General features: G+C 63.5%; 13 protein-coding genes. 8 read left to right on the top strand and 5 right to left on the bottom strand.

The window, feature by feature from the left end:
• Positions 1-117 precede the first annotated feature (117 nt).
• On the bottom strand, positions 118-792 hold the full coding sequence (tlpA, locus tag AU381_RS01520) for a thiol:disulfide interchange protein TlpA (RefSeq protein WP_064240062.1): 675 nt from the start codon (positions 790-792) through the stop codon (positions 118-120).
• Between the two features lie 26 nt (positions 793-818).
• On the opposite strand from tlpA, the gene argH reads away from it, so the two are divergent.
• From argH to AU381_RS01500, 4 genes are all read left to right on the top strand, one after another.
• Complete coding sequence (gene argH, locus AU381_RS01515) at positions 819-2,222, top strand: argininosuccinate lyase (protein ID WP_064240061.1); 1,404 nt, start codon at positions 819-821, stop codon at positions 2,220-2,222.
• A gap of 264 nt (positions 2,223-2,486) precedes the next feature.
• On the top strand, positions 2,487-2,681 hold the full coding sequence (gene lptM / locus AU381_RS01510; RefSeq protein ID WP_082909589.1) for an LPS translocon maturation chaperone LptM: 195 nt from the start codon (positions 2,487-2,489) through the stop codon (positions 2,679-2,681).
• A 13-nt stretch (positions 2,682-2,694) separates the two neighbouring features.
• The gene (gene lysA / locus AU381_RS01505; protein WP_064240059.1) at positions 2,695-3,963 is read left to right on the top strand and encodes a diaminopimelate decarboxylase; all 1,269 of its coding nucleotides are present in this window, start codon (positions 2,695-2,697) and stop codon (positions 3,961-3,963) included.
• A gap of 144 nt (positions 3,964-4,107) precedes the next feature.
• Positions 4,108-6,723 carry a TIGR02302 family protein gene (locus tag AU381_RS01500; RefSeq protein ID WP_064240058.1) on the top strand — a complete coding sequence of 872 codons (2,616 nt, stop codon included), beginning with the start codon at positions 4,108-4,110 and terminating at the stop codon, positions 6,721-6,723.
• A 30-nt stretch (positions 6,724-6,753) separates the two neighbouring features.
• On the opposite strand, the gene AU381_RS01495 is transcribed toward AU381_RS01500, so the two are convergent.
• From AU381_RS01495 to AU381_RS01485, 3 genes are all read right to left on the bottom strand, one after another.
• Positions 6,754-7,113 (bottom strand): response regulator, encoded by a 360-nt coding sequence (locus tag AU381_RS01495; protein ID WP_064240098.1) that lies wholly within the window; start codon positions 7,111-7,113, stop codon positions 6,754-6,756.
• A 264-nt stretch (positions 7,114-7,377) separates the two neighbouring features.
• Entirely contained in the window at positions 7,378-7,923 is a 546-nt protein-coding gene (gene hpt / locus AU381_RS01490; RefSeq protein WP_064240057.1) for a hypoxanthine phosphoribosyltransferase, read from the bottom strand.
• Between the two features lie 164 nt (positions 7,924-8,087).
• Positions 8,088-8,732 (bottom strand): hypothetical protein, encoded by a 645-nt coding sequence (locus AU381_RS01485; protein ID WP_064240056.1) that lies wholly within the window; start codon positions 8,730-8,732, stop codon positions 8,088-8,090.
• 502 nt (positions 8,733-9,234) lie between these two features.
• On the opposite strand from AU381_RS01485, the gene ftsE reads away from it, so the two are divergent.
• From ftsE to AU381_RS01465, 4 genes are all read left to right on the top strand, one after another.
• Positions 9,235-9,858, top strand: a complete 624-nt coding sequence (ftsE, locus tag AU381_RS01480; RefSeq protein ID WP_234782359.1) for a cell division ATP-binding protein FtsE — start codon at positions 9,235-9,237, stop codon at positions 9,856-9,858.
• The gene (locus tag AU381_RS01475; protein WP_064240055.1) at positions 9,851-10,855 is read left to right on the top strand and encodes a cell division protein FtsX; all 1,005 of its coding nucleotides are present in this window, start codon (positions 9,851-9,853) and stop codon (positions 10,853-10,855) included. Before ftsE ends, AU381_RS01475 begins: the two co-directional genes overlap by 8 nt.
• Positions 10,856-11,067: 212 nt before the next feature.
• Complete coding sequence (locus AU381_RS01470; protein ID WP_064240054.1) at positions 11,068-11,766, top strand: YdcF family protein; 699 nt, start codon at positions 11,068-11,070, stop codon at positions 11,764-11,766.
• Positions 11,767-11,875: 109 nt separating this feature from the next.
• Entirely contained in the window at positions 11,876-12,664 is a 789-nt protein-coding gene (locus tag AU381_RS01465) for a lysophospholipid acyltransferase family protein (protein ID WP_064240053.1), read from the top strand.
• Here AU381_RS01465 and AU381_RS01460 read toward each other — a convergent pair.
• Complete coding sequence (locus tag AU381_RS01460) at positions 12,655-13,209, bottom strand: gamma-glutamylcyclotransferase (RefSeq protein ID WP_064240052.1); 555 nt, start codon at positions 13,207-13,209, stop codon at positions 12,655-12,657. The two genes, AU381_RS01465 and AU381_RS01460, sit on opposite strands and share 10 nt — an antisense overlap.
• Positions 13,210-13,438: the final 229 nt, after the last annotated feature.

Here is a 13,438-nt window from a genome sequence, read left to right as displayed (position 1 = left end):
CCGAAGCGTCCCGCTTGCGGCAAGCTCGCGATGGGAGCGAGAGGATGCCCCTTGTTTTTTCCCCTTGTAGGGGAGATGGCCGGCAGGCCGGAGGGGGTGCTACGTGCCAGAGGCCCCTCAACTGCCCGCAGGCGGCGCTATCGCCGCCTCGATCAGCCGCTTCGCATCATCGCTGTCCCACGCGGCGGGCCCGTTCATCGAGCCGATTAGACAAGCCTTCTCGTCGATGAGCAGGGTGGCGGGGAGCCCGAAGGCAAGACCCTCCTTCTTCATCGTGTTGAAGACTCCCATCGAAGCGTCGCGATAGTAGCGCAGGTGATCGACGGCGATTTCGTCGAGGAACGCCTTCGGCTTTTCGTCGTCGCCGGTGTCGATATTGATGGCGACGACCTCGAAACGCTCGCCGCCAAGCGCCTGCTGCAGCGCGTTGAGCGCCGGCATCTCCTCCCGGCATGGCAGGCACCAGGTCGCCCAGAGATTGACGAGCAGCGTCTTGCCGGCAAAGGAGGCAAGGGTCAGCGGCTTTCCGTCAGGGCCGGCGAAGTCGAGGCCGCCGATCGGGCGGGGATTGGCGGCTGGCGTCATCGCGGCCACCTGGCCGCGCATCAGCGGCGTCAAAGCCGCCACTTTTTCGGCGGCAAGCGGGCAGCTTGCGTCCGCCGTCGGCGCCGCGCCGCCATTGCCAGACCCGGTCTCCTTCACGTATACCGCAGCCGCACCGGCGATCACGCCAAAGAGGGCGGCGAGCGCGAACAATTTCACGGCCGGAGGACGTTTCTTCTGGTCTGGCATTCCATTCTCCAAAGGCGGGCATCCCGATGGCTGACGGCAGTTCCGAGACGAAATCCTCCAATCAGATGTGGGGCGGACGCTTCGCCTCGGGTCCGGACGCCATCATGGAGGAGATAAATGCCTCGATCGGCTTCGACAAGAAGCTCTATGCGCAGGATATCCGCGGCTCAATAGCGCACGCCACCATGCTGGCGCATCAGGGCATCATTTCCGCCGAAGACAAAGACAAGATCGTTCACGGCCTTGACACGATCCTGTCAGAGATCGAAAGCGGCGCCTTCGAGTTCTCGCGCCGCCTGGAAGACATTCACATGAATGTCGAGGCGCGGCTGGCGACGCTGATCGGCCCCGCCGCCGGACGCCTCCATACCGCGCGCTCGCGCAACGACCAGGTCGCACTCGATTTCCGCCTCTGGGTGAAGGAAGAGCTGCAGAAGACCGAAAGGGCTCTGACCGGGCTGATCGCCGCCTTCCTCGACCGGGCGGAAGAGCACGCCGACACGGTGATGCCCGGCTTCACGCATCTGCAGACAGCCCAGCCGGTGACCTTCGGTCATCATTGCATGGCCTATGTCGAAATGTTCGGCCGCGATCGCTCGCGCGTTCGCCACGCGATCGAGCATATGGACGAGAGCCCGATCGGCGCCGCCGCCCTTGCCGGCACCGGCTTCCCGATCGACCGGCACATGACGGCCAGCGCGCTCGGCTTCCGCGAGCCGACCCGGAACTCGATCGACACGGTCTCAGACCGCGACTTTGCGCTCGAATTCCTGTCGATCGCGGCGATCGCCGCCACGCACCTGTCGCGGCTCGCCGAAGAGATCGTCATCTGGTCGACGCCGCAATTCGGCTTCATCCGCCTGTCGGATGCCTTCTCGACCGGCTCTTCGATCATGCCGCAGAAGAAGAACCCGGATGCCGCCGAGCTCGTGCGCGCCAAGACCGGCCGCATCAACGGCTCGCTGATTGCGCTTCTGACCGTCATGAAAGGCCTGCCGCTCGCCTATTCCAAGGACATGCAGGAGGATAAGGAACAGGTCTTCGACGCGGCTGAAAGCCTCGAATTGGCGATCGCTGCGATGACCGGCATGGTTCGCGACATGACGGTGCGCGCCGACCGGATGAAAGCCGCTGCCGGCTCCGGCTATTCGACAGCTACGGATCTCGCCGACTGGCTGGTGCGTGAGGCCGGCCTGCCTTTCCGCGACGCCCATCACGTCACCGGCCGCGCCGTCGCACTCGCCGAGCAGAAGGGCTGCGACCTTGCCAACCTCTCGCTTGCCGAACTGCAGGCGATCAACCCCGCCATCACCGACAAGGTCTTCGACGTGCTGACCGTCGAGGCCTCGGTCGCCAGCCGCACCAGCTTCGGCGGCACGGCGCCGGCCGAGGTGCGCAGGCAGATCGCCTGGTGGCGGGCACGCAATTGATGGTTTAGCTGCCGCCGGCGCGCCCCTCATCCCGCTGCCGCGACCTAGTCCCCTCTCCCCGCCTGCGGGGAGAGGGCTAGTCCTCGGGTTAAACCCGAGGAGAGGGGCAGCGATATGCGTGAAAGCGTAGACGTCCACACACACAAACAGGGTGCACAAGGTGCTGAAAAACCGATAAGAGATCGCACCAGAGCGAGAAAGGCGCGGCGCTCGCCGGCTGCCGCTCTCGACCTATCGGCTTCAGTTTCGGCGAGGGAAATGACGATGACATTCACCAAGGCGGCCCGGCTAGCGCTCCTGCTGGCCATTCCGGGGCTGGTTCTCACCGGTTGCGGGCGCAAGGGCGATCTAGACCGGCCGGGCGCCGCCACCTCGATCAACACGAAAGCGCCCGCCGGCACCGCCGAACCGAAGGAGACGATCGAGGATCGCCCCTTCCTGCTTGACCCCCTCCTCTAAGCGAGCGACACCCGTGAATCACTTCGACTATCGCGACGGAATTCTCTACGCCGAAGATGTTCCAGTGACGGATATCGCCCGCGCCGTCGGTACGCCGTTCTATTGCTATTCGACCGCGACGCTCGAGCGGCATTACCGGGTGTTCGCACAGGCTTTTGCCGACGTCGATGCGATGGTCTGCTATGCCGTGAAGGCTAATTCCAACCAGGCCGTGCTGAAGACGCTCGCTCGCCTTGGTGCCGGTGTCGACGTGGTCTCGGAAGGCGAACTGCGCCGGGCGCTCGCCGCCGGCATCCCGGCAGACCGGATCATGTTTTCGGGCGTCGGCAAGACGCCGCGCGAGATGGACCTCGGGCTCGAAGCCGGCATCTATTGCTTCAACGTCGAATCCGAGCCGGAGCTGGAGATCCTGAACCAGCGGGCCGTGCGCGCCGGCAAGCAGGCGCATGTCTCCTTCCGCATCAATCCGGACGTCGATGCCCGCACGCACGCCAAGATCTCCACCGGCAAGAAGGAAAACAAGTTCGGCATTTCCTGGGAACGGGCGCGCGCCGTCTATGCCCATGCCGCCACGCTTGCCGGCATCAAGGTGACCGGCATCGACATGCATATCGGCAGCCAGATCACCGAGTTGCAGCCCTTCGACGATGCCTTCAAGCTGCTGCGCGAGCTGGTCGATACGTTACGCTCCGACGGCCACGTCATCGACCATGTCGATATCGGCGGCGGCCTCGGCATCCCCTATCGGGAAGACAACAACCCGCCGCCGCTCCCCGACGCCTATGCGGATATCGTCAAGAACCAGCTCAGGGGCCTCGACTGCAGGATCGTCACCGAGCCGGGCCGGCTGATCGTCGGCAATGCGGGCATTCTCGTCACCGAGGTGATCTATGTGAAGGATGGCGGCGAGAAGACCTTCGTCATCGTCGACGGTGCGATGAACGATCTGATCCGCCCGACGCTCTATGAGGCCTATCACGAGATCAGGCCGGTGAAGATTTCCGCCGCCAACGCGCCGCGCATCAAGGCCGACGTGGTGGGCCCCGTTTGCGAGACGGGCGACTATCTCGCGCTGGACCGGGAGATGGCAATGCCGAAGCCGGGCGACCTTTTCGCAATCGGCTCGGCGGGCGCCTACGGTGCGGTCCAGTCCGGCACCTATAACAGCCGGCTTTTGGTGCCCGAGGTTCTTGTCAAGGGCGATCGTTTCCACGTGATCCGCCCGCGCAAGGATTACGAAGCTCTGATCGGCCTGGACTCGGTGCCGGATTGGCTTGACTGAATTCGGCGAGGCGACGTTCGAAGCGGCGCGCCGTAGGGCGATCACGTTTTGTTTTTCTTGCCGCCCTCGCCTTCGCCACAAAGGATGTTATCCTGACCTTCGACCGCCGCGGCGGCCAAAGGGATGGAAAGGGAATTTGGGCGGATGACGCAATTCCGGCAGGATGGAACGCCGCAACCGAGATCATTCCTCAGGATGCTGGCGACAAAGCGATTCCTGGCGCGTCTGATCCTGCTGGCCGAGCAGTTCCTGCCCCGCGCGCTCGCACCGGTCTCGCTCGTCCTCCTTTTCCTCTCCGCCGGCTGGCTCGGCCTCTTCCGGCTTGCGCCCTTCTGGCTGCATGTCGTGGTTCTCCTTGCCTTTGTCGCCGGGCTGTTCCTCGCGCTCCTGCCGCTCACCCGCATTCGCTGGCCGGACATCGGCGAAGCCGACCGGATGCTCGAGGATCGCAATCAACTGCCGCACCAGGCGATTCGCGTGCAGGACGACGCACCGGCGACCGAGGGAGCCTTCGGTACGGCGCTCTGGCGCGAGCATCAGGCGCGCATGGCCCGCCTGGTCCACGGCCTCGGCACGGGCCTGCCACGCCCCGACGTCGCGCGGCACGATCCCTTCGCCCTGAGGGCGGTGCCTATCCTGCTCGCCTGCGTCGCCTTCGCCTATTCCTATTCCAACCGCGCCGGCCTGGTCTCGGATGCCTTCCGGCTGCCTGAGCGTCAGGCGACCGCTGCCGACATCCGCATCGATGCCTGGGTGACGCCGCCGGCCTATACGGGTCGAGCTCCGATTTTCCTCACCGGCCGGGAGGATACGGCGGCCGCCGACAAGCAGGCTGCGATCACCGTACCGCAATTCAGCGATGTGACGGTTCGGATAACAGGCCCAGGACAGGAGACGCAGGTCAGCTACGCCGACAGCGGCAGCCCGCAGCCGACCATCATCCCGGCCGCAGCCGGCAAGCAGTCGTCAGAGCAGCCCGCGGGAACGGAAGCGACCGGAACGGCTCCGAACGGCGCCCGGAACCATCTCTTCAAGATCACCCGGGACGGCACGCTTTCCGTGGCCGGACAGCGCTGGAACTTCAAGATCATTCCCGACAGCGTCCCGGGCATCGCCTTCGACGGCGCCCCCCGTCCGACGGCGAACGCCTCGCTCGAGATCAGTTTCCTCGCCCATGACGATTACGGTATCTCGCAGGCCTGGGCGGAAATAAAGCCGCTGGACGACCCGGCTGCCAGCGCCAGGCCGCTCTATCCGCCGCCGGAATATCGCCTCGACCTACCCCGCCGCAATCCGCGCGAGGCCAAGGGAACGACGAGCCGGAACTTGAGCGAACATCCGCTCTCCGGAAAACGCGTTGAGATCACCCTTGTCGCTCGCGATGCCGCGGGCCAGGAGGGCCGAAGCGTGCCCGAGGAAATGGTCTTGCCGGCGCGGCGGTTCTTCGAACCGCTTGCCGCAGCGGTTGCCGAACAGCGGCAGGTCTTCGCGCTCGACGCCAATCAACTGCCCCGTGCGATCGATCTCAACGATGCGCTGACGCTCTACCCCGAGGAGACGATCCCGAATCTGACGCATTTCCTTTTGATCCAGTCGGCGCGCACGCGGATGGAACTCGCCCGCAATGACGACATGCTGCGCGATGCGGCGGACCACCTTTGGGAGATTGCCCTCGGCATCGAGGATGGCGACCTGTCGCTGGCCGAGCGGCGTCTGCGCGATGCCCAGCAGGCGCTGTCCGATGCGCTCGAACGCAATGCCTCGGATGAGGAGATCGCCAGGCTGATGCAGGAACTGCGCCAGGCGATGCAGGAATATATGCGCGCGCTCGCCGAGCAGGCGGCCAAGAATCCGGCAATCGCCGCCAATCCGGATCTGAACAATGTGCTGCGCCAGCAGGATCTGGAAAAAATGATGGACCAGATCGAGAACCTGGCGCGCTCCGGGGCGCGCGACCAGGCGCGCCAGCTCCTGTCTGAACTGCAGCGGATGATGAACAATCTGCAGGCTGGCCGAATGCAACAGGGCGGCGAGCAGAACAGCGCCATGCGCCAGCAGATGGACAAGCTTGGCCAGCTGATGCAGCAGCAACAGCAGCTGATGGATGAAACATTCAAGCTGGATCAGGCCCTGCGTGATCGGATGCAGCGCGGCGATCCGCTTCAGGGCGAGGACAACGAGCTCTTCGGCCAGGACATGCCGCAGGATCCCGGACAGCAGGGCGATCCGAACGGGCAGCCCAACCCCCTCGACGACATGACCGCCGAGCAGCTGAAGGAAGCCTTGAAGCAGCTCAGAGAGCAGCAGGAAGCGCTCGGCAAGCAGCTGGGCGAGCTGCAAAAGGGCCTGGAGGAACTCGGCATAAAACCCGGCAAGGGCTTCGGCCAGGCTGGACGCGAAATGAAAGATGCCGCGGGCGCACTCGGCCAAGGTCAGGGCGAGCGGGCGGTCGGCAGCCAGGGTCGGGCGCTGCAGGCGCTGCGCGAAGGCGCCCAGGACATGATGAACCAGATGCAGGCGCAGGGACAGGGGCCGGGTCCCGGACAAGGTGTTCCGCAATACGGCCAGAACGGACGCGACCCGCTCGGGCGGCGCCAGCAGAACGCCGGGCCGGACTTCGGCAACCAGGTGAAGGTGCCGGACGAGATCGATACGCAGCGCGCCCGGCAGATCCTCGATGCGATCCGGCGCAAGCTCGGCGACAATCTGTCGCCGGAAGTGGAGCGGCAATATCTCGAGCGCCTGCTCGATATGCGCTGAGGCCCCGCCGAGCAGGGCCTCAGGAAAGCCTCAGGCTGCCAGAGCGTGCGCGACCGCCTTGCGGATGTCAGGCAAGGAGAACGGCTTCGAGATCACATCCACGATCTTGCCGGAGAGATCGTCGGCACGCTCGCGCTGCTCGGCGAAGCCCGTCATCAGCAAGATCTTGAGCTGGGGAAAGGCAGCCGATGCGTGATGCACAAGGGCGATGCCGTCCATGACGGGCATGCGGATATCGGAAAGCAGCAGGTCAAAGCGCTGGTCCTTGAGCCGGGCTAGCCCGTCGGCTCCGTCTCCGGCTTCGACGGTTTCGTGTCCATCGAGTTGCAGGGCCCGCGCCACAAACGAGCGCAAGGCATCCTCATCCTCGGTAATCAGGATTTTCGCCATCATGGCCTCCCGTGTTCGCTCTCATAGAGCGCCGGCGTCATCACAAGACGACGCTCCACGTCGTTGAACATACGTATCCCCGCCGCCTGCGGCCGTGACACCGTTCCAACCAAACAGCTTTTCGTTTGCTTTCGGTAAACGCGATCACATCGATTTTCAGCATCTGGCGCCGCCAGGTAGAAGTCTCGGATCATCCTCGCTCATGAAGAGCAAGGATGGGCCGAAAATCCGATTACCACGTGGTCCTGAGGAAGAGAGGAGGGGCTACTCGGCGTCGCCCGTAACGACTCCGACGTAAGGAAGTTCGCGGAAGGCATAGGCGACATCCATGCCGTAGCCGACCACGAAATGGTCGGGGCATTCGAAGCCGACATAGTTCGCCTCCAGGTCGACGCGGCGCTTCATGCGCTTGTCGAGCAGCACGGCGATCGTGACATTGCGAGCGCCGCGCTCGTAGAGCAGGTCCTTGGCAAAGCGCAGCGTCCGCCCGGATTCGAGAATGTCGTCGATCAAGAGCACGTCGCGATCATGCACGTCGCTGTCGATATCCTTGGTGATCTTCACGCCCTTGGATTCGGTCCCGGTGCCGTAGCTTGAAAGCGTGATGAACTCGACCTCCGGCGCGAGCCCGGCCCCATGCATGGCGCGAATCAGATCGGCCGCAAAAATGAAGGAGCCCTTGAGGATCGAGATGACGAGGAGATCCTTGTGCGGCCCGCGCATGATCTCATCCGCCATCTCTCGGTTGCGAGCGGCGATCGCCTCGGGGCTGTAGAGGATCTCGATGTTCTTGCCGCGAACGACGGCCATGACGGGTCTCCCATTTCCTACAGCGCGGCGCGTCTTTCGAGACGCAAAAAAGTTCGCTGTAGCACTTTGATTTGCTGCATGTCTCATCCTTAAGTCGGCTGCGATTTAAGGAAACATGCCGTCGGAAGAACCCCTGCCCTTCCGTCGAGGGCCGATTAGCACAATCAGCGAGGCGAAACACTGTTTTCCGCAAAGGAAACGGTGACGTCGGGCATTTTTCCACCCGCATAGGGCAGCCGAGTAACGAAGCGGCGGCTTTCGCCGGGCGCGATGGCGGCGCCTTCCGGCATCAGGCGCGACGCCGTCACAGCCCGTCCGTTGCTCATGACTTCGACGACCATGGGCGGCAGGCGCTGTTCGAGGTCGGTGCGGTTGTCGATCGCCCCGTAGACGGAAAGGACGCGCATGCCGCCGCTATAGTCGAGCGAGGTGGTGACGCCCTGGATGGCGAGCGGATGGGCGTCAGCCTCGCCGTGATCACCGAGCCCTGCCATCAATAGGAACGCCGTCAAGCCAAGTCCGGCGGCGAGACCGGCGAAGCGCCGCGCCGGCATCGCGCGCAGTCTCGCCTCCGCAATCGCCAGCAACCGGGCTGCGGCGCCACTCCGAATGATCGTCGGACGCGGCCTCGCGGCCGATCGCCGGTTGTCGTTGAAGACGGGGTAGGGGCTGCGCCGCGGACCGGGCGCCAAGGTCTCGAACTCGACGTCGATATAGTCGAGGCTCCTGCCTGCAGGAATGTCCGAGCGCGGCACGCGCTCCGGCGGAATGAGGTCGATACCGGCCGTCCTCGTGCGAAATGCTTGCATGGGGCCCTCCCCTCGGAGTGCCGCGCTCTCTACAGCGCCGCGCGTCCTGTCAGACGCACAAGGGTCGCTGTAGCACTTTAAGTGCTGCATGTTTTTTGTCCGTAGATCGGCTCCGATCTAAGGAAACATGCAGGGGGCGCGCCAAGCTTGCTGCGGCAATACGCCTGCAAGAAACAGGGCATTGCATCAAATCCTGACGACACGTAAACCGAAATGGTTAATGTTTCGGAAAGAGCCGCGAAAGCGGCATCTTTTCCTGAGACATTAACCGTCGCTTAACCATGGTTCCGCACTCGGTTTTGCCTTGGCAGGCGCGCTGTCCTACTGCATGGTCTTTCGATCGGCACCGCAGTTCGAAGCGTTGCAGAGAGCCTCGTGCGCCCGGCGAGAGGCACCTGCGCCGGATGCGCGAAGGGCCGGTTGCGGCGGATGTCGAGGTATTGTGACGAGAGATTGGGCTGTCCCGTTGATTCATTTTGAGAATGTCGGATTGCGCTATGGCATGGGACCGGAAATCCTCCGGGACCTGACCTTCGACATTCCGCGCCGGTCCTTTCAGTTCCTGACCGGCCCCTCGGGTGCCGGCAAGACGACGCTGTTGCGGCTGTTGTTTCTTTCGCTGAAGCCGACGCGCGGCCTCATTCGCATGTTCGACCGCAACATCTCCTCCATCCCGCGCGAGGAATTTCCGATGCTGCGCCGCCGCATCGGCATCGTCTTCCAGGACTTCCGCCTTCTCGACCATCTGACGACCTACGAGAACGTCGCGCTGCCCCTCAGGGTGCGCGGCAAGGAGGAGACGAGCTATCGGTCCGACGTGCTCGAACTTCTCAAATGGGTCGGCCTTGGCGAGCGCATCAACGTGCTTCCGCCGGTGCTTTCCGGCGGCGAAAAACAGCGCGCCGCGATCGCCCGGGCGCTGATCGACCGCCCGGAAATCCTGCTCGCCGACGAACCGACCGGCAATGTCGATCCCCCGATGGCAAGACGGCTCCTGAACCTTTTCCTTGAACTGAACAGGCTTGGCACCGCCGTGGTGATCGCGACCCACGACCTGTCGCTGATGGATCAGGTCGAGGCCCGGCGGATGATCCTTTCACAGGGGCGGCTTGATATCTATGAATGAGCACCGCCTCCGCCGCGACCCCGACCCGCCGCAGCAGCGCCGCACTGAGATGCGCGTACGCCCGACCGGGCCGATCGTGCCCTCGGCCAATGTCTCCGGCCACGCCCTGATGTGCGTCATTGCCATCATGTCCTTCCTCGCCTGCCTTACGCTCGGCGGCGTCAGCATGGTGCGGGCGACGGCGCAAAGCTGGCAGTCGCAGATCTCTCGCGAAATCACCATCCAGATCAAGCCGGACGAGAACCTGGACATGGAGAAAGCGCTCGCCGACGCACGCGATCTTGCCTTGACCTTCCCCGGTACGACGGGCGGCAACATCATCGACCGCGCCGCAACGGCCCGGCTTCTCGAACCCTGGCTCGGCGGCGGCCTCGACCTCGACGAACTGCCGGTGCCGCGGCTCATCGTCATAACGATCGACGAAAACAATCCTCCGGACTTTGCCGCCATGCGCAAGGCGCTGACGGAGACGATCCCGGAAGCCTTCCTCGACGATCACCGCACCTGGGTCGACCGGCTTGTCGCCATGGCGAACACCACGACGATGATCGGGACCGGCGTGCTGGCGCTCGTTTTTTCCGCCATGGTACTCACGGTCGTCTTCGCCACGCGCGGCGCGCTGTCCGGCAATCGCCACATCGTTGAGGTGCTGCACTTCGTCGGGGCGGAGGCGAGCTTCGTGGCGTCCGAATTTCAGAAGCACTTCCTCAGAATCAGCCTCAAGGGCGCCGGCGCCGGCGGGCTGCTTGCGGCGCTGTCCTTCGCCGTTGCCAGCTTCTGGCAATCTCGGACGCTCGCCACCCCCGAGACGGACCAGGCGACCGCCCTCTTCGGCACCTTCGCCATCGGCTATACCGGCTATCTGGGCATCTTCGCGATCATCATCGTCATTGCCCTCCTGACGACGCTGACGGCGCGGCTGACCGTCACGCGAACAATTTACGAAATCGACCTGATCCGGTCGGATCCGGGCCGTACGGATACCTATCAGGGCTGATGCATGTCGCCCAAAAGTGTGCGGCGGTTGGGGAAGCGACATGCATAAAAAAGGACTAAAGCGCGTCGCGTCAGCTGGATCGAAAGCGATGCGGGTTAGGGCCGTCCATGGACCCCCCAAAACCGTGAATCTCCCTTAACCGATCTATCCCCTGCCGCAATCGGCGGCTATGTGAGAGAATCATGTCGGGTGAGGAGCTTCGCGGGAGCGGAATGGCCGAGAGGGGCAAATGGCGAGACAGGGCCGCGCGCCGCCGCCGGTCTCGCAGCCTGCTGCGCAAAATCCTGCGGCGCGGCTTTTTCGTGCTGCTCGCCTTTCTCGCTATTTTCGTGGCCGGCTTCCTCCACTTCGCCGATACGGTCGCCTCGCTGCAGCCGCCGAACGTGCCGAAGGCGGATGCGATCGTCGTGCTGACCGGCGGCTTCCAGCGGATAGACCAGGCGGTCGAATTGTTGAAGTCCGGCGCCGGCCAGCGGCTTCTGATCTCCGGCGTCAATCCGGCGACGACCGGCAGCCAGATACGCCGCAACACGCAAAGCTCAGCGGACCTCTTCAAGTGCTGCGTCGATATCGGCCATGAAGCGGTCGACACGATCGGTAACGCAACCGAAGCCGGGCAGTGGATCCACGATCGCGGCTACAGGAGCGTCCTCGTCGTGACCAACAACTACCATATGCCGCGCAGCCTTCTCGAATTGCGCCGCGTTCGGCCGGACACGAAGTTCATTGCCTATCCGGTCGTCAATTCGGATCTGAAGACATCAAACTGGCTGCGCAATCCGCTTTTCATCAAAGCCATTCTGCTCGAATTCGCGAAATATTCGGTCGCGTCGGTGCGGGAGTTTGCAAGTTCACGACTGGCGAACGGCTCCAGGCTCGATGCCTCGCGATCGCCCCCGGCGGAAGAGTAGCGCGCTTGGATCTTGCAAGAACTGTTTTCCTCTGTGCGAGTTTCGTGTAGGCAGCGGAACGGCCTGCCGTCTCGCGGTCGGCGTCGCATTCCCATCGAGAGCCTGCCTGATGATCATCCTGCGTTCGATCCTCTTCAATCTGGTCTTCTATGCCAATCTGATCGTCCAGATGATCGTGCTGACCCCGGTCTATTTTCTTCTGCCGCGCAAGAAAGCCTGGTTCGTGCCGAAGAACTGGGTGCGCAGCAACCACTGGCTCATGGAGAAGATCGTCGGAACCACCTTCGAGATCGAGGGTCTCGAGAACGTCCCCAAGGGAGCCTACATCTTCGCGCCGAAGCACCAGTCCTTCTGGGACGCCTATGCGCTTCTCCCCTGGCTCGACGATCCGTTCTACATCCTGAAACGCGAACTCACCTGGATTCCGCTTTTCGGCTGGTACGTTATCAAGCAGCGTATGGTGCCGGTAAACCGCGCCGCACGCGGCAAGGCGATGACGGAAGTCATGGATCGCACGAAGCGAGAAATGGCGACCGGACGTCAACTGATCATCTATCCGGAAGGCACGCGGCGTCCGCCCGGTGCCCCGCCGGAGTATAAATACGGGATTGCCCGGCTCTACCGCGACCTGCAGGTGCCGGTCGTCCCCGTCGCCATGCATCCGGGGCTCTTCTGGCCGCGCCGCAAGTTCCTGCGCTTCCCCGGCCATTTCAAGGTGCGTGTCCTGCCGCCCATCGAAGCCGGCATGGATCCGGACGCCTTTTTGGCGAAACTCGTGAAGGTGACCGAGGCTGCAAGCGACGAGCTCCTCATCGAGACCGTCAAGGCCAATCCGCACCTGCCGCTGCCGCCGACGGCCAAACAGCGCTTGCTTGAGCTCGGGGCCGATCAGGCCTGAGCCGAAGCTGCTGCGCCGGCCGTAAGATTGGCGGCGACTTCCTCGAGCCAATGGTCGCGGATGCCCATTTCCTTCAGATGGGCAAGCGTGTTGAGCACGTATTCCCGGTTATTTCCCGACTTGCCCACCGCGGTTGCGACCGTCGCGGCGGCCGCCTCCGCGCTCAGCGCACCGGCATATTGCACGTGATTGCGGTCGATCACATAGGCAAGCGCCGGCACACGGCGACCGTCGGAGAGCTGCACCGGCATGGTCCGCTCCTTGTAGACATGCGTGACCAGTTCGCGTTCACGCAGATAATTGGTCACTCCCACCCTTTCGGCGGAGGCGACGCGAAACGCCATGCCTATGCAGGAGCCACCATAGTCGAGTCCGAGCACGAGGCCGGGACGCCGCTCGGTGCCGCGATGCACCCAGGAACGGACGCAAAGAGAGCGGCGATAGCCGAAGGCCCGCGCCGTCAGCTTCTCCTCGAAGCGAAAGCCCGGATTCCACATCAGCGACCCGTAGCCAAAGACCCAAAATTCGTCCATATCCGCTGCCATTCAATCGATGGTGCCGCATCGCCGAATCACCCTTGGCAATAGGAGCGGCCGACCAAAACTTTCTAGAGCGGGATGATAAGAGCTGTGAAGCGGTTTTCCGCCTTCATCTTGCCCTAACATCTTGAGAACAACGACACGGCGCGGAAGGAAGACCCTTCACGTGCCGTTGCGCGAACGAAGCGGCCACCCGAAGAACCGCTTCGACTGAGTAAGTGGAGTACGCGATACC

This window comes from Sinorhizobium glycinis (assembly GCF_001651865.1).
Lineage (GTDB): Bacteria > Pseudomonadota > Alphaproteobacteria > Rhizobiales > Rhizobiaceae > Sinorhizobium > Sinorhizobium glycinis.
Note: the sequence above shows the minus strand (reverse complement) of the source record. Positions and strands in the feature narration are given on the sequence as shown.

Bases quoted from the DNA above. Each gene is read 5' to 3' on its own strand.
- tlpA (WP_064240062.1), bottom strand. From the start codon at position 792: ATGCCAGACCAGAAGAAACGTCCTCCGGCCGTGAAATTGTTCGCGCTC.
- argH (WP_064240061.1), top strand. From the start codon at position 819: ATGGCTGACGGCAGTTCCGAGACGAAATCCTCCAATCAGATGTGGGGC.
- lptM (WP_082909589.1), top strand. From the start codon at position 2,487: ATGACATTCACCAAGGCGGCCCGGCTAGCGCTCCTGCTGGCCATTCCG.
- AU381_RS01500 (WP_064240058.1), top strand. From the start codon at position 4,108: ATGACGCAATTCCGGCAGGATGGAACGCCGCAACCGAGATCATTCCTC.
- AU381_RS01495 (WP_064240098.1), bottom strand. From the start codon at position 7,113: ATGGCGAAAATCCTGATTACCGAGGATGAGGATGCCTTGCGCTCGTTT.
- hpt (WP_064240057.1), bottom strand. From the start codon at position 7,923: ATGGCCGTCGTTCGCGGCAAGAACATCGAGATCCTCTACAGCCCCGAG.
- AU381_RS01485 (WP_064240056.1), bottom strand. From the start codon at position 8,732: ATGCAAGCATTTCGCACGAGGACGGCCGGTATCGACCTCATTCCGCCG.
- ftsE (WP_234782359.1), top strand. From the start codon at position 9,235: ATGGGACCGGAAATCCTCCGGGACCTGACCTTCGACATTCCGCGCCGG.
- AU381_RS01475 (WP_064240055.1), top strand. From the start codon at position 9,851: ATGAATGAGCACCGCCTCCGCCGCGACCCCGACCCGCCGCAGCAGCGC.
- AU381_RS01470 (WP_064240054.1), top strand. From the start codon at position 11,068: ATGGCCGAGAGGGGCAAATGGCGAGACAGGGCCGCGCGCCGCCGCCGG.
- AU381_RS01465 (WP_064240053.1), top strand. From the start codon at position 11,876: ATGATCATCCTGCGTTCGATCCTCTTCAATCTGGTCTTCTATGCCAAT.
- AU381_RS01460 (WP_064240052.1), bottom strand. From the start codon at position 13,209: ATGGCAGCGGATATGGACGAATTTTGGGTCTTTGGCTACGGGTCGCTG.